The organism is Rhodoferax sp. AJA081-3 (assembly GCF_017798165.1).
Lineage (GTDB): Bacteria > Pseudomonadota > Gammaproteobacteria > Burkholderiales > Burkholderiaceae_C > Allorhodoferax.
The window spans coordinates 522,197-541,945 of record NZ_CP059068.1 but is presented as its reverse complement, the minus strand read 5'-3'; the positions used below and the strand labels follow the sequence as shown (position 1 = coordinate 541,945).

At 59.6% G+C, this 19,749-nt stretch carries 18 protein-coding genes, 1 tRNA gene and 1 pseudogene; 11 read left to right on the top strand and 9 right to left on the bottom strand.

Features of this window, described 5'->3' with window-relative positions; translation table 11 throughout:
- Positions 1–60: 60 nt before the first annotated feature.
- Positions 61–942, bottom strand: a complete 882-nt coding sequence (locus HZ993_RS02500) for a hypothetical protein (RefSeq protein WP_209395706.1) — start codon at positions 940–942, stop codon at positions 61–63.
- Positions 943–1,374: 432 nt separating this feature from the next.
- Between HZ993_RS02500 and HZ993_RS24925 the strand changes: the two are divergent.
- The 4 genes and pseudogenes from HZ993_RS24925 to HZ993_RS02485 all read left to right on the top strand — a co-directional run.
- Positions 1,375–1,518, top strand: a pseudogene (locus tag HZ993_RS24925) (DUF4124 domain-containing protein); the annotation flags it as partial.
- A gap of 12 nt (positions 1,519–1,530) precedes the next feature.
- Positions 1,531–2,064, top strand: a complete 534-nt coding sequence (locus HZ993_RS02495) for a hypothetical protein (RefSeq protein WP_209395705.1) — start codon at positions 1,531–1,533, stop codon at positions 2,062–2,064.
- 131 nt (positions 2,065–2,195) lie between these two features.
- The gene (locus HZ993_RS02490) at positions 2,196–2,999 is read left to right on the top strand and encodes a hypothetical protein (protein ID WP_209395704.1); all 804 of its coding nucleotides are present in this window, start codon (positions 2,196–2,198) and stop codon (positions 2,997–2,999) included.
- Positions 2,996–5,317, top strand: coding sequence for an ATP-dependent DNA helicase (locus HZ993_RS02485; RefSeq protein ID WP_209395703.1), 2,322 nt, complete (start codon positions 2,996–2,998; stop codon positions 5,315–5,317). The genes HZ993_RS02490 and HZ993_RS02485 overlap by 4 nt, the downstream gene beginning before the upstream one ends.
- 45 nt (positions 5,318–5,362) lie before the next feature.
- On the opposite strand, the gene HZ993_RS02480 is transcribed toward HZ993_RS02485, so the two are convergent.
- Genes HZ993_RS02480 through lptF form a run of 5 tightly spaced genes read right to left on the bottom strand, consistent with a single transcriptional unit; the run spans position 5,363 to position 10,115 of the window.
- Entirely contained in the window at positions 5,363–6,511 is a 1,149-nt protein-coding gene (locus HZ993_RS02480; protein ID WP_209395702.1) for a pyridoxal phosphate-dependent aminotransferase, read from the bottom strand.
- Positions 6,511–7,464, bottom strand: coding sequence for a CysB family HTH-type transcriptional regulator (locus HZ993_RS02475; protein WP_209395701.1), 954 nt, complete (start codon positions 7,462–7,464; stop codon positions 6,511–6,513). Before HZ993_RS02475 ends, HZ993_RS02480 begins: the two co-directional genes overlap by 1 nt.
- A 49-nt stretch (positions 7,465–7,513) precedes the next feature.
- Entirely contained in the window at positions 7,514–7,900 is a 387-nt protein-coding gene (locus HZ993_RS02470) for a sirohydrochlorin chelatase (RefSeq protein ID WP_209395700.1), read from the bottom strand.
- Positions 7,897–9,003, bottom strand: coding sequence for an LPS export ABC transporter permease LptG (lptG, locus tag HZ993_RS02465; protein ID WP_209395699.1), 1,107 nt, complete (start codon positions 9,001–9,003; stop codon positions 7,897–7,899). Before lptG ends, HZ993_RS02470 begins: the two co-directional genes overlap by 4 nt.
- Positions 9,000–10,115 carry an LPS export ABC transporter permease LptF gene (gene lptF / locus HZ993_RS02460; RefSeq protein WP_209395698.1) on the bottom strand — a complete coding sequence of 372 codons (1,116 nt, stop codon included), beginning with the start codon at positions 10,113–10,115 and terminating at the stop codon, positions 9,000–9,002. Before lptF ends, lptG begins: the two co-directional genes overlap by 4 nt.
- Before the next feature lie 23 nt (positions 10,116–10,138).
- On the opposite strand from lptF, the gene HZ993_RS02455 reads away from it, so the two are divergent.
- The 4 genes from HZ993_RS02455 to HZ993_RS02440 all read left to right on the top strand — a co-directional run bounded on the left by HZ993_RS02455 (position 10,139) and on the right by HZ993_RS02440 (position 12,465).
- Positions 10,139–11,584 (top strand): leucyl aminopeptidase, encoded by a 1,446-nt coding sequence (locus HZ993_RS02455; protein ID WP_209395697.1) that lies wholly within the window; start codon positions 10,139–10,141, stop codon positions 11,582–11,584.
- Positions 11,581–12,018 carry a DNA polymerase III subunit chi gene (locus tag HZ993_RS02450; protein ID WP_209395696.1) on the top strand — a complete coding sequence of 146 codons (438 nt, stop codon included), beginning with the start codon at positions 11,581–11,583 and terminating at the stop codon, positions 12,016–12,018. Before HZ993_RS02455 ends, HZ993_RS02450 begins: the two co-directional genes overlap by 4 nt.
- Positions 12,018–12,305 (top strand): hypothetical protein, encoded by a 288-nt coding sequence (locus HZ993_RS02445; RefSeq protein WP_209395695.1) that lies wholly within the window; start codon positions 12,018–12,020, stop codon positions 12,303–12,305. Before HZ993_RS02450 ends, HZ993_RS02445 begins: the two co-directional genes overlap by 1 nt.
- A gap of 70 nt (positions 12,306–12,375) precedes the next feature.
- Positions 12,376–12,465, top strand: a tRNA-Ser gene (locus HZ993_RS02440).
- 57 nt (positions 12,466–12,522) lie between these two features.
- Here the strand turns inward: HZ993_RS02440 and HZ993_RS02435 are convergent.
- The gene (locus tag HZ993_RS02435) at positions 12,523–13,434 is read right to left on the bottom strand and encodes an SPFH domain-containing protein (RefSeq protein WP_209395694.1); all 912 of its coding nucleotides are present in this window, start codon (positions 13,432–13,434) and stop codon (positions 12,523–12,525) included.
- Between the two features lie 51 nt (positions 13,435–13,485).
- Positions 13,486–13,911: an NfeD family protein gene (locus HZ993_RS02430; protein ID WP_209395693.1), complete on the bottom strand. Its 426-nt coding sequence runs from the start codon at positions 13,909–13,911 to the stop codon at positions 13,486–13,488.
- 130 nt (positions 13,912–14,041) lie between these two features.
- Between HZ993_RS02430 and HZ993_RS02425 the strand changes: the two genes are divergently transcribed.
- The gene (locus HZ993_RS02425; protein WP_209395692.1) at positions 14,042–16,315 is read left to right on the top strand and encodes an arginine/lysine/ornithine decarboxylase; all 2,274 of its coding nucleotides are present in this window, start codon (positions 14,042–14,044) and stop codon (positions 16,313–16,315) included.
- A 95-nt stretch (positions 16,316–16,410) separates the two neighbouring features.
- Here HZ993_RS02425 and fabI read toward each other — a convergent pair whose 3' ends face one another.
- The gene (gene fabI / locus HZ993_RS02420) at positions 16,411–17,199 is read right to left on the bottom strand and encodes an enoyl-ACP reductase FabI (protein WP_209395691.1); all 789 of its coding nucleotides are present in this window, start codon (positions 17,197–17,199) and stop codon (positions 16,411–16,413) included.
- Between the two features lie 261 nt (positions 17,200–17,460).
- Here fabI and rimP point away from each other — a divergent pair, with 261 nt between their 5' ends.
- Both rimP and nusA read left to right on the top strand, forming a co-directional pair.
- A complete protein-coding gene (gene rimP, locus HZ993_RS02415; protein ID WP_209395690.1) occupies positions 17,461–18,093 on the top strand; it encodes a ribosome maturation factor RimP in 633 nt (210 codons plus the stop codon).
- A gap of 84 nt (positions 18,094–18,177) precedes the next feature.
- A complete protein-coding gene (gene nusA / locus HZ993_RS02410; RefSeq protein ID WP_209395689.1) occupies positions 18,178–19,674 on the top strand; it encodes a transcription termination factor NusA in 1,497 nt (498 codons plus the stop codon).
- Positions 19,675–19,749 lie beyond the last annotated feature (75 nt).

Genomic DNA, 19,749 nt, shown 5'->3' with positions numbered 1-19,749 from the left:
AGATTAGGTTTGCACTAACCGATTGGGCCAACACCGTGAGGTGTTGGCCCTTTTTTCTTTTTAGTTCCGGGCTAGTGTCACGGTGACCGAGACGGTGTGCGAATGTCCCACGCCCGCGGTGCTGCCGATGAAAGTGATGGAGCCGGTTTGCGGAGGATTCATGGTGCAGTCAAACGTGACCGCAACCGGCGTGGACGTGCCCGCTGCCACCGTGAATGTGGATGCATTCGTGTTGTTGGCAAACCTGAAAACCGGGTTGGAGCTGGTGGCACTCACATTCAACACCTGCCCCGCGGCCAGCAGGCTGGTCACATTGACGGTGCCCATGGCTTGCGGACAGCCGGTTGATCCAACGGTATGTCCGGCGGACAGCAGATTGGGTGCGGCATTCAGCAGCAACTGCTTCTTGAACACCTCCGCAGTGTTGCCACTCAGCAGGCCATTGGCCAGCGCGTCCGTGGCGTTGGCGCCCGTTCCGGCCACCACCCAGATGGCGTCGCCTGCCTGCATGCCCGCCAGCAGGGTGGAAACATTGGTGGTCGTGAATGTGCTTTGGTCGGTCGCGATCGACAGCCCGGCCGTGCTGTTGGGGTTGGATACATTGACCGGCGCACTGGTGAACGCGTTCGGGTCAAAGTGATAGGTAGTCGCCGTGACGCCGTAGCCAGAAACCGCGCCGACCGCATGGGGGTCCATGGTGTTGAGGCTCAGCATATCGACCGGAATCTTGCCAGCGGTCTCAGCACGCATCACACCGACAAACACATACACCCGCTGCCCGGCGGGCGCTGCGGCCTTCATCTGGTCCACCGCAGGAATCGACATGGTGTAGAAGGTGCCGGGCGGGTCCGCCGTGGCAGCTGTTTGCGTGATATTCACCGTCAGACTGCCCCAGGAAGGGACAGACAGCAAGCACAGAACGACCGCCAGCAGCTTCTTCATGGCATCACCTCTCTAATGTGAGATACATCTTCGAAAAAGGCTCTCGGCAATATTAGTCAGTAGGACCACAAAGTCCAATGGAAAACGGTGTGTGGGATCAAAAGGACATGGCGCGGCCTATCCCGGCTTACAAGTCGTTGCAAAAAGCGGCTTGGTGACTTGCGGCCTACAGGCAATAGATCTGCCTTTGACCGGTTGTATAGATAAATACGGCTCGCAGCCCCCGTCCAATGGATGTTTGTTGCTATCAAATAGATAGTTTTATCGCAGAAGTAATGGTATGGGGAACAAACGACCGTTCAGGTTGCGGCGAAGTCGTATTGGCCGCATGGGGATACCAGACCGCAATTGAAGGCCGCATAATTGCCCTTTACAAACGATCCGCCAATCGTTGCACCGCCATTTCTAAAAGCTAAGGGAGTTCACAAAATCATGCGCACAACCACACCCGCCACCTGGCTCCTGCTTGCGCCGCTCGTGTTCTCAACGCCGCAGGTATTTGCTGAAGTGTTCAAGTGCACTACAGCAGATGGGAAGACGAGTTATTCCGAGAAACCGTGCCCGACTAACGACGCCAAGGAAGTCGTAGTGCCTATTCAGAAAGGGCGCATATCCGATGGCCCTGTGCGGGATTGGGCGGCAGAGAATGCAGCCGCCAACGCGCGGGTACAAGCAGCAGCCGACGCTGTGGCTGCCGCGCGCAGTGCAAACAAGGCATCGGCGCCTGAGCCTGTAAAACCCACCGATTCTGCTGACCGCGCCCTGACGCAGGAAGAGGCAGAAGCGCTGCTTCGTGCAGCGGCCGGCGCAAGACAAGCAGACGCCGCCTCCAAGGAGTCAGCTGCCGCTGCGGCTAAGGCTGACGCGGCAGCTGCCGCAGGCAATGCCGACGTCGCAGCGGCGGCAGCGGCCAAAGCTGAAGCAGCCGCAAAAACAGATGCCTCCAAGGCCGCCGCCGCCGCGGCAGCCAAGACGGCGGCCGCGAATGCACAAGCCACCGCCGCCGCGGCAACCGCCAAGGCAAATGCGGCCGCCGCAGCCGCGGCAGCTGCCAGGGCCAAAGCCAGCGGTAAACCACCTGCGCCTCCTCCTACAACGCCGCTCGCAACCAAGGCCAAATAGACGAACCAAGCGGTTTCGGGAGCCTGGTGACAATGGGCGTGCGCTGCAGCAACGGATAAGCACCAGTTATTCTGGTTTCAGAGTACTGTTTTCTTGTACAGTATTGCTTTGTCTGTACTCGTACGATCTGCATGCCCCGCACCACCGTCATCAACACCATCGCCTTGAGCCGCACCCACGCCCGGCGGCTGCGCGATGTCTACCGCTCGGCCGGTTGGCCCAGCCAGGACAGTGTGGAGGTGGAACTACTCGCAGCAGGCCTGTTGAAGCGCGTGGCAGAGCCCAGCGGGCACGACAAGGTGCGGCTCACCGACGCCGGCATTACATTTCTGGCCGAGGCCTTTCACACCAACCGGCAGGCCCGCTCTGCGCATGAGCTGCTGGTGGAGCGTGTGGCGCAGCAGATGCTGCGCGATGGCCGCATCGTCTGGACAGACCTGAGCATCCGTGCACGGCTGCCAGCAGCGCCCGAAGAGAAAACGCGGTGGAAAGTCTGCATGCCCGATGTGTTCTCCATCCGCAACACCTCGGTGGCGGCTTATCTGGAGCCGGTGGTACACGAGATCAAGGTCAGCCGGGCCGACCTGCTGGGTGACCTCAAATCCAAGGACAAACGCGACAGTTACCTGGACGCCGGCGGCCAGTGCTGGTACGTGCTGGGCTGCAACCGAAAGGGCCAGCCCATTGCAGAGGCTGACGAGATTCCGCTGGAGTGCGGCGTGATGGTGCTGCAAAACGAACGGCTGGAGGTGCTGCGCAATGCACCCAAACGTGCGGTGGCGGACCTGCCATTTGCACTGTGGATGGTGCTGGCCAAAGCCACGCCCTTGCGTGCGCATGCTGATCTGGGCTCAGACGGGCCAGACCAGTCCATGCTGCTGGAGCAAGTGGCGCCCGAGCCGCCTACCGAACCGCCCGCCGATGCGGTGCCATGAACACGGAAGCTGGTTACAGCGTCTCGGTGCGCAACCTGTGCGAGTTTGCGGCCAAGCTGGGCGACCTGGATTTGCGCTTTACGCCATCCCCCACCGCGCAGCAGGGCAGGGAAGGGCATCAACTGGTGGCCAGCCGCAGGGCGCCCGGGCATGAGGCAGAGGTAACACTTTCAGGCACCTATATCGGCACTGGCGGTGCGCAGACGGACGCCCCGCTGCGTATCAGCGGCCGCGCCGATGGATACGACCCCACCACCCATGTGCTGGAAGAGGTCAAGACCTTTCGCGGTGCCTTGTCAGCCATAGCCCCCAACCACCGCGCCCTGCACTGGGCCCAGCTCAAGGTGTATGGCTGGCTGATGTGCAACAGCCGCGCGCTGCCCCGCCTCACACTGAGTCTGGTCTACTTTGATGTGGTGGACCAGACCGAACACCCCAGCAACGAAGACTGGACCGCTGCCGACCTGCAGTCATTTTTTGATGCTTTGTGCGCACGTTTCATGGCGTGGGCGCAGAGTGAACTGGCCCACCGGCGCAGCCGCGATGACGCGCTACAGACACTGGAGTTTCCACAGCTGCCGTTCCGGCCCGGCCAGCGGGACCTGGCCGGTGCGGTGTACAAGAACTGCGTGCAGTCCCGCACCCTGCTGGCCCAGGCGCCCACGGGCATTGGCAAGACCATTGGCACGGTGTTCCCCGCGCTGCGCGCCATGCCCGAGCGTGGCATCGACAAGCTGTTTTTTCTGACCGCCAAAACTCCGGGGCGCGGCGTGGCGCTGGAGGCCTTGCACACCGTGCGCAGCGCCAACAACGGGCTGGCGCTGCGGGTGCTGGAGCTGGTGGCCAAGGACAAATCCTGCGAACACAAGGACAAGGCCTGCCACGGCCAGTCCTGCCCCCTGGCCCAGGGCTTTTATGACCGGCTTCCCCAGGCACGGCGCGCCGCCGCCGCACAAGGCTGGCTGGACCAGCAGGGCCTGCGTACCGTGGCGTTGGAGCATGCGGTCTGCCCCTACTACTTGGGCCAGGAGATGGTGCGTTGGGTCGATGTGGTGGTGGGCGACTACAACTACTACTTTGACCGCAGCGCCATGCTCTACGGCCTGACCCAGCTCAACGCCTGGCGCGTCAGTGTGCTGGTGGACGAGGCGCACAACCTGTACAGCCGTGCCTGCAGCATGTACAGCGCGGACCTGACACGGGCCGAGACTGCAGCCGTGCGCCCCGAGCTGCCGAGTGTGCTGCGCAGGCCTGCAGACGATGTACTGAACCAATGGGATCTGCTGGAGATGCAAGCCCAACGGAGCGAACCGGTACAGCCCTGGCGTCTGCTCAAAGAGGTGCCGGATGCCTGGTTGCGCAGCCTGCAGCGCTTCAACAGCGTGGTGGGTGAATACCTGAATGACCACTCGGCAGAGGCCCAGGGCGCCTGGTTGTCGTTTTTCTTCAAGACCCTGGCCTTTGCCACGCTGGCCGAAGAGTTTGGTGAACACTCGTTGTGCGAGCTGAGCCTGTCCACATCCGGCGACACGCTGCAAGAGAACGACGCGGCCAGCCTGACACTGCGCAACATCGTGCCCGCCCACTTCGTCCGGCCCCGGGTGGATGCGGCCGACTCCCTGGTGCTGTTCTCGGCCACGCTTAACCCCGCCGACTACTACACCAATCTGCTGGGCCTGCCCGACAGCACGCAGTCCATCGACGTGCCATGCCCGTTTGACCCCGCACAACTGGCCGTCAGCGTTTACAGCTTGTCCACCCGGCGCGACGACCGTTTGCTGACATTGGATGCACTGGTGGATGTGATGGCCGCGCAATACGCCCAGCAGCGGGGTAACTACCTGGCGTTTTTCAGCAGCTTCGACTACCTGGAGTTAGCCCTGGCGCGGCTGCAGGCACGGCACCCCGATGTGCCGGTCTGGGCCCAACAGCGCCAGATGCATGAGGCCGCCCGCCACACCTTCCTGCGGCAGTTTGATATGCGGGGCCAGGGCATTGGTTTTGCGGTGCTGGGCGGTGTGTTTGGCGAGGGGGTGGACCTGCCGGGCAAACGGCTCATAGGCGCCTTCATCGCCACACTGGGTTTGCCGCAGTTTGATGCGGTGAACCACGCCATTTGTGAACGAATGCAGGCCCTGTTCGGCCGCGGCCATGACTACACCTATGTGTACCCCGGCATGCAAAAGGTGGTTCAGGCGGCCGGTCGGGTGATACGCACGCAGACAGATACTGGCGCCGTGCTGCTGCTGGATGAGCGTTACCGGGAGCACCGCTACCGCAGCCTGCTACCATGTTGGTGGAGAATTGCTATCGTATAGATAGCAACTTAACCATATTTTACGGGGGCTAGAGGCCAATTTGGCTTAAAGCGATTTGAGCCGGTCCAGCGCAGCGTGCAGCGTGGCATCCTGTTTGGCAAAACAAAATCGCACCACGCGCTGGTCAAAACCATTGCCGTAAAAGGCCGACAGCGGAATGGCAGCCACGCCCATCTCGGCGGTCAGCCATTGGCAGAAGTCTGCCTCACCCAAGTCGCTCACCTGCGAGATATCCACACACTGAAAGTAGCTGCCCTCAGACGGCAACAGGCGCAGCCGCGTACTGGCCAGACCGGCGCGAAACAGGTCGCGTTTACGCTGGTAGAAGGCGGGAAGGTCTCGGTACGGTGCCGGGTCGGCCATATAAGCGGCCAGGCCATATTGCACCGGTGTGTTGACCGTAAACACATTGAACTGGTGCACCTTGCGGAACTCGGCCATCAGCGCCGCAGGTGCGGCCACGTAACCCACTTTCCAGCCGGTCACGTGGTAGGTCTTGCCAAAGCTGGAAACGATAAACGCGCGTTCTGCCAGGCCGGGATAACGGGCCGCGCTTTCATGCGGTGCGCCATCAAACACCATGTGTTCATAAACTTCATCGCTGATCAGCAGCACGCTGGTCGGGGCCAAAATTTCCTGCAGGCGCAGCATGTCCGACCGCGTCCACACCGTGGCACTGGGGTTGTGCGGGCTGTTGACAATGATGGCGCGGGTCTTGGGCGTGATGGCCGCGGCTATGGCGTCAAAGTTGGGGCGGAAGGTGCCGGGCGTCAACGGTACACGCACTGCCGTGCCACCGGCAAGTTCGATATTGGGCACATAACTGTCGTAACAAGGCTCCAGCACGATGACCTCGTCACCTGGGTGCACGATGGCCAAAATGGCGGTGATGATGGCCTGCGTGGCGCCGGCGGTGATGGTGATCTCGTCAGCAGCCCGGTAGGTGTGGCCATAGAGCGCTTCAATTTTGCTGGCAATGGCCTCGCGGAACTGCGGCACACCCGGCATGGGCGGGTACTGGTTGTGGTCGGCCTGCATGGCATGGGTCACGTGGTTCACCAGTGCGGGGTCGCAGGCAAAGTCCGGAAAGCCCTGGCCCAGGTTGACAGCCTTGTGCTGGGCGGCCAGTGCCGACATGACGCTGAAAATGGTGGTGCCTACATTGGGCAGGCGGGAGATGAGGGTAGGAGTCATCAGTAGTCGTAGTTCTCGGTATGCCCATCCATCGCGCGGGCGATGAGCTTGCGGTCCAAGCGGTCGCTCAGCAGCTCGGCAAAGGTGAACACAAAGTTGCGTAGATAAGCGCTGCGCTTGAAGGCGACACGCGCCACGTTCTGGCCAAACAGACTACCGGCGGGGCGCACAACCAGGCCACTCTTGCCACCGTCTTCGATGACGTCACGCACGGCCATCTCGGCTGCGATGCCTACGCCCAGGCCCAGGCGCACGTAGGTCTTGATCACGTCTGAGTCAATGGCTTCCAGTGCGATGCGGGGGGTGAGCTTGCGGGTGGCAAAGGCCTGGTCGATCTTGGTGCGGCCGGTGAAGGACGGGTGGTAGGTAATCAGCGGCTCCAACGCCACGTCTTCTAGGGTGATGCGGTCTTTACGGGCCAGCGGGTGGTCGGTGGGCAGCACCAGCATGTGTTGCCATTCGTAGCAGGGCAGGGTAACCAGTTCACTGTAGTCGGCCAGGGATTCGGTGGCGATGCCGATTTCGGCCACTTCGTCAATCAGCATACGTGCCACCTGGTCGGGTGAACCCTGGTGCAGGCTGATGTTGACCTTGGGGTAGGCGGTGCGCAGGGCGGCCACTTTTTCCGGCAACACATAACGGGCCTGGGTGTGGGTGGTGGCAATGGACAGGGTGCCGCTGTCTTCGGCGCTGTACTGCTCGCCAATACGCTTGAGGTTGCCAATTTCGCGCAGGATCAGGTCTATGCTTTTGAGCACGTGTTGACCCGGCTCGGTCACACGTTTGAGGCGTTTGCCGTGGCGGGCGAAAATTTCTATGCCCAGTTCTTCTTCCAGCTCGATGATGGCTTTGGAGACACCCGGCTGCGAGGTGTGCAGGGCTTTGGCGGCTTCCGTCAGGTTGAGGTTGCGGCGTACGGCTTCCTGGACAAAACGAAACTGGTGCAGGTTCATATCAAATCTCTACTAAAGAAGAGATTCATTATGCCGGATTAAAGGCTTTCTACAGGCCGTCCAGGGCTATTTGTGCCATCAATTGCACCAGGCGTGCATCTTCACCTACCGCCGGCTTGAGTGTGATGTGTGCATCCGGGTAGCTGGCCCGCAGCGCTGCAACCAATTCGGGCAGGTCCTCACGTGCGTGTTTGCCCACGCCCAGAAACATGGGCAGTATGGTGATGGCCTGCACGCCGCGTTCCACCAGTGCCCGGGTCGCAGTCGCCAGGTCAGGTGTGCTGAGCTCCAGGTAGGCGCAGACCACGGGTGTCTGGGGCGCGAGGGTGGCGATATGCGTGGCCACTGCCTCTATGGGCTTGTGCCACAGCGGGTCGCGTGAGCCGTGGGCAAACAGAACGATGCCGCGCTGGTTGGTGGTGTCTTCAGGTGTCATCGTCGTATGACCAGCCAGGAGAAAGCGGTCAGAGAAAGGATGGAGTAAATCAGCCCCGGCAAGGCAGCGGTAATCCACGGCCACCAGCCGCGCAGCGCGCCCAGGTCGCCCAGCACGTTGTTCAGCAGCACAAAACTGATGCCCGCCATCACGCCGCCAAATACATAGGTGGCTACGCTACCCGATCGGAAATGCAGGTAGGCAAAGGGCAGGGCCAGCACCACCATGACCAGGCAGCTCAGGGGATAGAACACTTTTTTCCAGAACTGGATTTCGTACTTTTGCGCGGCCTGGCCATTGGCGTCCAGGTGCCGCATGTAGTGGAACAGGTCTAGGGTGCCCATGCGCTCTGGCCGCAATACGGCGGTGGCCACCATTTCTCCGCTGATCTGGGTGGGCCAGCGGAAGCTTTCCAGCGCCTTGCGGTCCACTTTGGATGCATTGGTGTCGGCATTGGTGAACTCGGTGTGCTCGGCATTCGCCAATAACCAGGAGTCGTCCCTGCCGAACCGGGCGGTTTGGCCTTCGGTCATGGAGACCAGGATGCCCTGGTTGTCAAATTCAAAAATGCGTACATCCCGCATGCTGCCGTCTGGCGCCAATGCACCCACATTGACGGCATAGTGGCTATAGGCTTGGCGCTCCTTGAGCCAGGCGCCGGTCTTGCCCACGGTGACCTTGCCCTGGTAGCGGGACTTGAGCAGTTGCGCGGTTTTGTCGGCCATCGGGGCCACATAGTCGCCCACCGCAAAAGTCAGCACCACAAAACCCAGGCCCAGCACCAGCAGCGCACGCAGGGCCCGCCAAGGCCCCAGGCCGCTGGTACGCAAGATGGTGAACTCCGAGCTTTGGGCCAGGCGGGCCATCACAAAGATGGTGCCAATCAGCACGGTGATGGGTAGCAGCTCGTACAGGTGGCTGGGCAGCAGCAGCGCCACATACAAAAGGGCTTGGGCAACGGTGTAGCCGGTCGAGCGGTATTTGCCGACCGCTTGCAACTCTTCCACAAAATCAAAGAAGTAAAACAGCGCGACAAAGCCCAGCGTGACCAGCAGGAAGGCCAGTATCACTTCGCCGTAAAGAAGTCTGCGGATGGTTTTCATGGCGCGACCTTGGCGGCACACGGTTTGCGGCGGGCTCTACCGGGTAACTGGAAGACCCAATTGTTGTGCCGCTTGGCAAGCCACAACAGGGCCAGGGCCAGCGCACCACCATGCAATGCGAGCAGATACACGCCAAAGTGCACCTGGCTAGTCTCTATCCAGCTTTTACCCAGGATCAGCAGGTTGAAGTAAACAATAAAGGCCCCAAAGGCAAATCCCAGGTTGGCGGCGCGGCCCACACGGGGGTTGACGCCGGCTGCAGCCAGGCCAATCAGCACAAAATTGATGGCCGCCAGCGCCAGACCCGCACGCCACGACAGCTCAGCCAAATGTGCCTTATTGGGATCGGCCACAAGTTCCATCGTGCCCTTGGCGCCCGACGCCACAAAACTGCGTGCCGATGGGTCGGGCGCGTCGACCTGAACGCCGTACGTCGAAAAGGACGCCACGGTCAACTCCGGCTTGCCGGCCACTTTTTCGAGGCGTTGCCCATTCTCAAGAACCAGGAACTTTTCGCCATACAGTTCCTTGAGCTGGCCACTGCGTGCCGACGTGACGGTTTCTTTGTTGTCCTTTTGCGTGGCAATAAACACATTGCTGCCCGCCTGGGTAGTGCTGGCATCTTTTTCGATGAAAAAGACCCGGTCGCCAGTGGCAGATTCCTGAAACTGCCCCGGCTCCATGCGGGCAATGTCACCGCGCTTGTCAAAGCGGTCCTTCATGTCTGCAATGCGTCCCTCGGCCCAGGGCAGAATCAGAAAGGCCAGCGCTCCAATAACGATCAGGATGGGCCATGCAAATCGGAACAGCGGCCTTATCAGCGAGGTCAAACCGCGCCCACTACCGAACCAAATCACCATTTCACTGTCACGGAACATGCGGGTCAAGACACTGAGCACCGCGATAAACAGGCACAGCGCCAGGATGATAGGCAACTGGGACAACACGATGTAGCCCATGATAATCATCACATCCGACGGATTGAACACACCGCGACCGGCTTCGCCCAGCGTGCGTATCAGCGTCATGGTCATCACCACGGTGATCAGCACCACCAGGGTGGCACCAAAACTGCGCGCGAGTTCTTTGCGAATGGAGGAATGGAATAACATGGAGACAAAGGAAAACCTGAATTATGAACTTTGAACTGAAAGCTATGGGCCTCACAGGGGTCTCTACCGAGAAATGTGATGCGCTGATTGTCCTGGTACCCCAGGATTTCAAGCCCGGCAAAGATGATTTGTCGACCTTGATCGCGCAAACCCTGAAAGCCGGCGATCTGGAAACAAAAGCGGGCAAAACCCTGTGCCTGTACCGCCCGGTGCAGGCCCATGCCACGCGTGTGGTCCTGGTGGGCATAGGCGCTGGAGCCGCGCGCGATGTGCGTGGCTCGGTCATGTCCGCCGTGGCTGCGGTCAAATCGAGCACGCTGAAAAAACTGTTGGTGTGTTTTGCAGCACCTGCGCGTGAAGATGCGGTGCGCGCAGTGGTGACTGCAGTGGCCGATGCAAGCTACGCCTACACCACCACCAAATCCAAGCCTGAGGGCCGCACCCTGTCCAAGGTGCTGGTGGCGGCCACCAATGCCACAGAAGTGCAGGCCAGCTTTAACCGTGCCACCGGTATTGTGGTGGGCGCAGAGCTGACCAAGGAATGGGCCAACCGGCCTGCCAACCATGCCACACCCACCCTGCTGGCACAGGCGGCCCAAGAGCTGGCGCAGCATCCCAAAATCACTTGTGATGTGCTTGGCCCCAAAGAAGTGGCCAAGTTGGGCATGGGCGCCTTTATGGCCGTAGCCCAGGGTTCTGACCAGCCGCTGCGTTTTATCGTCTTGAAGTACAACGGTGCAGCCAAGACCAAGGCACCCACCGTGTTGGTCGGCAAGGGCATCACCTTTGACTGCGGTGGTATTTCCATCAAGCCCGCAGCCGAAATGGACGAGATGAAGTACGACATGTCGGGTGCTGCCAGCGTGTTGGGCGTGTTCCGTTCACTGGCCGCACTGAAACCCGCCATCAATGTGGTGGGGTTGATCGCCGCCTGCGAAAACCTGGTCAGCGGCAGTGCCGTGAAACCGGGCGACGTGGTGACCAGCATGAGTGGCCAGACCATTGAGATCCTCAACACCGACGCGGAGGGTCGCCTGGTCCTGTGTGACGCGCTGACCTATGCGGAGCGCTTCAAGCCGGCCGCCGTTGTAGACATCGCCACCCTGACGGGTGCCTGTGTGATTGCACTGGGCGGCGTGCGCAGCGGATTGTTTGCGGCGAAGGAAGAGCTGGGCAATGCATTGTTCAAAGCCGGTGAAACCGCACAAGACGGCTGCTGGAGAATGCCGCTGGACGAAGAATATGCCGAAGGCCTGAAGACCAACTTTGCCGACGTCGCCAACCTGGGCGGACGGGCCGGCGGCGCCATTGCAGCAGCCAAGTTCTTGCAGCGGTTCACCGAAAAGTTTGCCTGGGCCCACCTCGACATCGCCGGAACCGCCTGGAAAAGCGGTGCCGCCAAAGGGGCGACTGGCCGACCCGTGGGCCTGCTGGTTGAATACCTGATGGACCAGGCCCAGACCAAGTGACCGAACTGGCCTTTCATTTCGGCGCGCCCGACAAGATGGCCTACACCTGCCGATTGCTGCGCAAGGCAGTGGGCAGTGGGGCCAAGGTGGTGGTATTGGCAACGCCCGATACCGCTGCGCAGTTGGACGCCGACTTGTGGGCTTTATCCCCAACGGAGTTTGTTCCGCATTGTGTGGCCAACGCTAGGGACGCGGTTCGTGGCCGGTCTCCGGTGGTGATGGTCACCGATGTCCAGCAGGCGCCTGACTTGGCAGATGTACTGGTCAACCTGACCGATACGGTTGCGCCAGGGTTTGAGCGCTTCGCACGGGTCATCGAGGTCGTCAGCACCGATGCCGCAGACCGCGACCTGGCGCGCCAGCGGTGGCGGCACTATACCGAGCGGGGTTACACCATTGCGCGCCACGATTTAAACTTGAAACGTGCGGACTGATGGCAGCCAACAAACCAGTCCCACGATTTGTTCCCACCCTGACCGAGGTAGTCCAACCGGGACTACCCATAGCCCCATCACCAACCCCTATTGACCCGGCGCAACTGGCCGAACAGGTATTGAAGCTGGTCAAGCCGCGGCTGGAGCAGCAACTGCGCGCATCCTTGCAGACGGTGATTGAGCAGCACCTGCGTGCTGCGGCACCCCGCATGCGCAGCGATCTGCAGGACGCTATTCAAGTTGCCGTCACACAGGCTATTGCCAATTTGAATCCGCCCAAGGATTGATGTCTTTTTTTGCGCTTTCCGTCCCGTTGCTCTGAATTTGGCCTAAAGGCTGCTTATAATCGAAGGCTCTGGAGCGGTGGATGAGCGGTTTAAGTCACACGCCTGGAAAGCGTGCGAGGGGTAAAACCCTCCGCGGGTTCGAATCCCGCCTGCTCCGCCAGAAAATGAATAGCCCCGTAGCGCATTGCGTTACGGGGCTATTTTATTTGGCGCTGCCTCAGGTTTTCGGCAGCTGTGTCATCTTCATGGCCGAACCAATCAGGGTCGCCACTTCAGCCATGTGGCTGGGCACGATCAAGGTTGTTGTGGCGTCCGCGGCAACCTTGGAATAAGCATTGACCGCCTGCTCAGCCACTTTGAGCTGCACAGCCTGCTCACCGCCCGGCTGGCGAATGGCGGCGGCCACACGTTCAATCGCCTGGGCATTGGCTTCGGCAACTGCCAGAATGGCAGCGGCCTGGCCCTGGGCATTGTTGATGGCCGCCTGTTTCTCACCTTCGGATCGGGCGATAAAGGCCTCGCGTTCTCCGGTGGCGATGTTGATCTGCTCCTGGCGGCGGCCTTCGGATGCGGCGATCAGCGCCCGTTTTTCGCGTTCCGCGGTGATCTGCTGTTGCATCGCATGCAAAATTTCCTTGGGCGGTGTCAGGTCCTTGATTTCATAGCGCAGCACCTTCACACCCCAGTTCAGCGCCGCCTCGTCAATGGCCTGCACCACCTGGGCATTGATGATGTCGCGCTCTTCAAAGGTCTTGTCCAGTTCCAGTTTGCCGATAACCGAACGCAGCGAAGTCTGTGCCAATTGCGAGATGGCCACCACGTAGTTGCTGGAGCCATAACTGGCCCGCATGGCGTCGGTCACTTGGAAGTACAGAATGCCGTCCACCTGCAGCTGTGTGTTGTCGCGCGTGATGCAGACCTGGCTGGGTATGTCCAGCGGCACTTCCTTCAGCAGATGTTTGTAGGCCACGCGGTCCACAAAGGGCACCACAAAGTTCAAGCCGGGTGTCAACGTGCCGTTGTATTTGCCCAGTCGCTCGACCACCCAAGCATGCTGCTGGGGGACCACCTTGATCGCTTTGAAGCCGAAGATCACGGCCACGATCAACAAAATTACTCCGTATTCCATGATGCATCCTTAAAAGAAACAACTGTAGTGAAAGGGCGGGGCGCCAGGTGCTCAGATTTTTTTAACGACTAGCCGACTGCCTACGACTTCGACCACCTGGTGTGGGCCCGCAGTCAACGGCTCACCCGACACGCTGGCCACGGCCCAACTGGAGCCACGGTACCGGACGGTGCTGGTGCCGTCCGCGTTCCAGGCTTCCACCTGCACGGTTTCTCCAATATCCATATTCACATCGCGGTTGGCCGTGGCGGGCAGACGGGGAGGTTGGTTCTTTCGGTAATGGCGCAAGCCCAGCACGGATCCGGCAGATGCCAATGCCGCAACCACAATCTGCACCGCCAAACTGCCACCCATGTGGGCAGCAACAGCTGCGGCAGCCAGACCTATCGCCAGCATCAGCAGGTAGAAGGTTCCGGTCACCAATTCGATGCCTACCGCTATACCAGCGAGCAGCCACCAGAGTGTGGATGGGGCCATACAGTCCTTGCTTGTGTTGCGATCACCACATTTTGGGGCAAAAGGCAGGCCGTGCAAGCTGCGAGACACAATAAGTCCTTACACTTCGCGCCTGTTTTTCTTATTTTTCGCGCCTACGGCTGGAGCCCCCATGAAATTTCGCTTTCCCATCGTCATCATCGACGAGGATTTTCGCTCTGAGAACACCTCAGGATTGGGTATCCGCGCCTTGGCCCAGGCAATCGAAACAGAAGGTTTTGAAGTGCTGGGCGTGACCAGTTACGGCGATCTCTCTCAATTTGCACAGCAGCAGTCGCGCGCCAGTGCCTTCATCCTGTCCATAGACGACGAAGAGTTCACGCCCGGCCCGGACCTGGACCCCGCGGTGCTGAACCTGCGCCACTTCATCGAAGAGGTGCGCCGCAAGAATCTGGATGTGCCGATTTATGTGTACGGCGAGACAAAGACCTCGCGCCACATTCCCAACGACATCCTGCGCGAGTTGCATGGCTTCATCCACATGTTTGAGGACACGCCCGAGTTTGTGGCCCGCCACATCCTGCGCGAGGCCAAGAGTTATCTGGAGGGTGTGCAGCCACCGTTTTTCAAGGCCTTGTTGGACTATGCCGAAGACGGCTCCTACTCATGGCACTGCCCCGGCCACTCGGGCGGTGTTGCATTTCTGAAGAGTCCCGTGGGTCAGATGTTCCACCAGTTTTTTGGTGAAAACATGCTGCGCGCCGACGTGTGCAACGCGGTCGAAGAGCTGGGCCAGTTGCTGGACCACGACGGCCCCGTGGGCGCCTCCGAGCGCAATGCCGCACGTATCTTCAACGCCGACCATTGCTTCTTTGTGACCAACGGCACCTCGACTTCGAACAAGATGGTCTGGCACCACACGGTGGCGCCGGGTGATGTGGTGGTGGTGGACCGCAACTGCCACAAGTCCATCCTGCATGCCATCATCATGACGGGTTCGATCCCGGTGTTTTTGAAGCCCACGCGCAACCACTTCGGCATCATCGGCCCCATCCCCAAGGAGGAGTTCGAACAGGCATCCATCCAGCGAAAGATCGCAGCAAACCCTTTGCTGCGCGGTGTAGATGCCAAGTCGGTCAAGCCGCGGGTATTGACCATTACCCAGTCCACCTACGACGGCGTGTTGTACAACACCGAAACCATCAAGAAAATGTTGGACGGCTACGTCGAGAACCTGCACTTTGACGAAGCCTGGCTGCCACACGCCGCCTTCCACCCGTTTTACGGTTCGTACCATGCCATGGGCAAGCGCCGTGTGCGGCCCAAACATGCCATGGTGTACGCCACCCACTCCATCCACAAGCTGTTGGCCGGTATCAGCCAGGCCAGTCAGGTGTTGGTGCAAGACTCGCAAACTGTCAAGCTGGACAAACATCTGTTCAACGAAGCCTATTTGATGCACACCAGCACCAGCCCACAGTACAGCATCATCGCCAGCTGCGATGTGGCGGCGGCCATGATGGAGCCACCCGGTGGCACGGCACTGGTCGAGGAAAGTATTGCCGAAGCCCTGGACTTCCGCCGTGCCATGCGCAAGGTGGACGAAGAGTACGGCAAGGACTGGTGGTTCAAGGTCTGGGGGCCGGACAAGCTGGCGGAAGAGGGCATTGGCCGCTCGGACGACTGGATCATCAAGGGTGAATCCAAAAACGCCAAGGCCGGTGTGAACTGGCATGGCTTCGGCAAGATGGCCACCGGTTTCAATATGCTGGACCCAATCAAGTCCACCATCGTGACACCCGGCATGGACTTGAACGGCAAGTTTGCCAAGACCGGCATTCCGGCCAGCATCGTGACCAAGTTCCTGGCAGAACACGGCGTGGTGGTCGAGAAGACCGGTCTGTACAGCTTCTTTATCATGTTCACCATCGGCATCACCAAGGGCCGCTGGAACAGCATGTTGACGGCGCTGCAACAGTTCAAGGACGACTACGACAAGAACCAGCCCATGTGGCGCATCCTGCCCGAGTTCTGCCAAAAGTACCCCAAGTACGAACAAATGGGTCTGGCCGACCTGTGCCAGTACGTGCATGCGCTGTACGCCAAATACGATATCGCCCGTTTGACCACCGACATGTATCTGAGCGACCTGACGCCGGCCATGAAGCCCAGCGACGCCTATGCCCACATTGCGCTGCGCCAGACCGAGCGGGTGGAAATTGACAACCTGGAAGGCCGCATCACCGTGGGTCTGGTGACGCCGTACCCACCCGGCATTCCCCTGCTGATTCCGGGCGAAGTGTTCAACAAGAAGATTGTTGATTACCTCAAGTTCTCACGCGAATTCAATGCCAAGTGCCCCGGATTTGAAACCGATATCCATGGTTTGGTGGAGGAGCGGCGCGAGGATGGATCGGTGCATTACTTCGCAGATTGCGTGAAGTAACCGCGGCCAACGCTCCATAAAAATAGCGCCCTGGAGGCGCTATTGTTTTTATAGCTGCCCACGCTTATTTTGCGGGGGCTAGCGGCATATTTGGCTTAAGGCGCGTCCATAACGGCTACAGCCGCCTGGCTGACACCACAATCCACATAGGTGATCTGTGCGGTCATGCCGGATGCCAGATCGCTGAGCAGGAAGGCGGCCACATTGCCCACTTCATCAATGGTCACGTTGCGGCGCATCGGTGCTGCGTTGGCCGAGATGGCCAGCAGTTTGCCAAAGTCCTTGATGCCGCTGGCGGCCAGTGTCTTGATGGCACCGGCGCTGATGCCGTTCACCCGCATGCCGCGTTGGCCAACAGCCTCGGCCAGGTAACGCACGGAAGATTCCAGCGAAGCCTTGGCCAGGCCCATGGTGTTGTAGCTGGGCACCACGCGCACACCGCCAAGATAGGACAGCGTCAGCAGCGAGGCGTTGTCATTCAGATAGGGCAGAGCAGCCTTGGCCATGGCCGGGAAGCTGTAGGCGCTGATGTCGTGGGCGATGCGAAAGTTTTCACGGGTCAGGCCATCCAGAAAGTTACCGGCGATGGCTTCGCGGGGGGCAAAACCAATGCTGTGCACAAAACCGTCAAATTTGGGCCAGTGCACGGCCAAGTCTACGAAGAGCTTCTCGATCTGCGCATCGTCTCCCACGTCGCAATCAAAAATCAGCTTGGAGTTGAAGTCGGCCGCGAATTCGGTGATACGGTCCTTGAAGCGCTCGCCCACATAACTGAAGGCCAGTTCGGCACCCTGGTCATGGCAGGCCTTGGCGATGCCGTATGCAATGGAGCGGTTGGACAACACACCCGTAATCAGTAACTTTTTGCCTGCTAAAAATCCCATTTCATCCTCTTGTGTAGTGCATGTCTCAATCCAGAATTGTCGCATGCCAGCGAACAACAACGGGATTTGTAACCACCGCGCGGCTACTGGCGTGCTCGCCCACGACCCAATCGCCGATGTTTCCCGGTCCAGGCTTTAATAACCCTTACAAATCAAGGCCCTTAACACGTTTTTGCAGTACAATCCGGGCTCACGACCAAACGGGCGGGTAACTACCGCCCGTTTTTTTTGGGCGATTGTTTTTGATCGGGTTAATGACAAGTGGCATTGCAGGACATTGTTGAACAAACCGTAAGTGGTCTGGGATATGACTTGGTGGAGATTGAACGCTCCGCCGGAGGCCTGCTGCGCATCACCATCGACCTGCCTTGGACACAACCCCAGGAAGGTGTCGCCCCGGTTGAACAGTTTATCAATGTTGAAGACTGCGAAAAGGTCAACCGCCAATTGCAGTTTGCGCTGGAAGTGGATGGTATCGAATACAAGCGGCTGGAGATCTCCTCGCCCGGTATCGACCGCCCTTTGCGCCATGCACAGGATTACGAGCGTTTTGTCGGCCATGTGATCGACATCACCCTGAAGGCACCCATGGGTGCTGCTGCTGGCGGGCAGGTGCACGCCAGTCGCAAGAAATTCCGCGGAACGCTGGAAAAAGTTGTAGGGGCCGATGGCTCCGTGGGTTGGCAAATCGTCTGGAGCGATGCGCCGCCGGTCAAGCCCGGTCAAAAGGTCAGCAAGAAGCGTGTTCCACCACCGTTGCAAGCCCTGGGCTTCACGCTGGATGAATTGCGTGAATCGCGTCTGGCGCCGATTGTCAGTTTCAAAGGCCGCGGTGGGCCTGGCGGTACGGATGGTGCAGAAATTGGCGTAGAAGGCGACGCGAATAAAGAATAAGGGTGGCAGGCCTTCTAGGGGTCTGCACCCACAGGGTTTTCAGGTTTTGTATTGGTTAAATCGAGTGTTCAGGAGAGTCATGGCATGAATCGCGAACTGTTGATGCTGGTAGAGGCAATTTCACGTGAGAAAAACGTGGAACGTGATGTGGTGTTGGGGGCAGTGGAAGCCGCCCTGGCCCAAGCGACCAAGAAGCTGTATCCCGGCGACGTGGATATCCGCGTCGCCCTGGACCGCGACAGTGGCAACTACGAAACCTTCCGCCGCTGGCATGTGGTCCCCGATGAAGCGGGCCTGCAATTGCCCGACCAGGAGATCCTGCTGTTTGAAGCCAAAGAGCAGATCCCCGACATCGAGGTGGACGAACACATCGAAGAGTCCGTGCCCTCCGTGCCGATTGGCCGTATTGGTGCCATGGCGGCCAAGCAGGTCATTCTGCAAAAGATCCGCGATGCGGAACGCGAAATGCTGCTGAACGACTTTATGTCGCGCGGCGAGAAGATCTTTGTGGGTACCGTCAAACGTATGGACAAGGGTGATCTGATTGTGGAGAGCGGCCGCGTGGAAGGCCGTCTGCGCCGCAGCGAGATGATCCCCAAGGAAAACCTGCGCACCGGCGACCGCGTACGCGCCATGATCATGGAAGTGGACCTGACCTTGCGTGGCGCTCCCATCGTGTTGTCGCGGTCGGCCCCTGAATTCATGGTCGAGTTGTTCCGCCAGGAAGTACCTGAAATTGAACAAGGCCTGCTGGAGATCAAATCCTGCGCCCGTGACGCCGGTAGCCGCGCCAAGATTGCCGTGTTGTCGCACGACAAGCGCGTTGACCCGATTGGCACCTGCGTCGGCGTGCGTGGCACCCGCGTGAACGGTGTGACCAATGAGCTGGCCGGCGAACGTGTCGACATCGTGTTGTGGAGCGAAGACCCTGCCCAGTTTGTGATTGGCGCCTTGGCTCCGGCCAATGTATCCAGCATCGTGGTGGACGAAGAGCGCCACGCGATGGACGTGGTGGTCGACGAAGAGAACCTGGCGATTGCAATTGGCCGTGGCGGTCAAAACGTACGTTTGGCGTCCGAGCTGACAGGTTGGCGCATCAATATTCTGGATGCCGCAGAGTCGGCTCAGAAACAAGCCAGCGAAACCGACCAGGGCCGCAAGCTGTTCATGGAAAAGCTGGATGTGGACGAAGAGATCGCCGACATCCTGATTGCCGAAGGTTTCACCAGCCTGGAAGAAGTGGCCTATGTGCCGCTGCAGGAAATGCTGGAGATCGAAAGCTTCGACGAAGAAACCGTGACCGAGTTGCGCAACCGTGCCAAGAACGCTTTGCTGACCATGGAAATCGCGCACGAAGAGAGCGTGGAAGAAGTGTCGCAAGACCTGCGTGACCTGGAAGGTCTGACGCCTGAATTGATCGGCAAGTTGGCCGACGGCGGCGTACACACACTCGACGACCTGGCCGACCTGGCGGTAGACGAGCTCACCGATATCACTGGCCAGTCTGAGGAAGACGCCAAGACCCTGATCATGAAGGCGCGCGAACATTGGTTTACCGATGAAGCCGCTTCTCAAGAGTAATGGTTATGTAAATAAAATTTAAGTCAAGGCCAACAACTGCCCATGGGGCAGTTGGGCAGCCGCCAAAGGTTACAC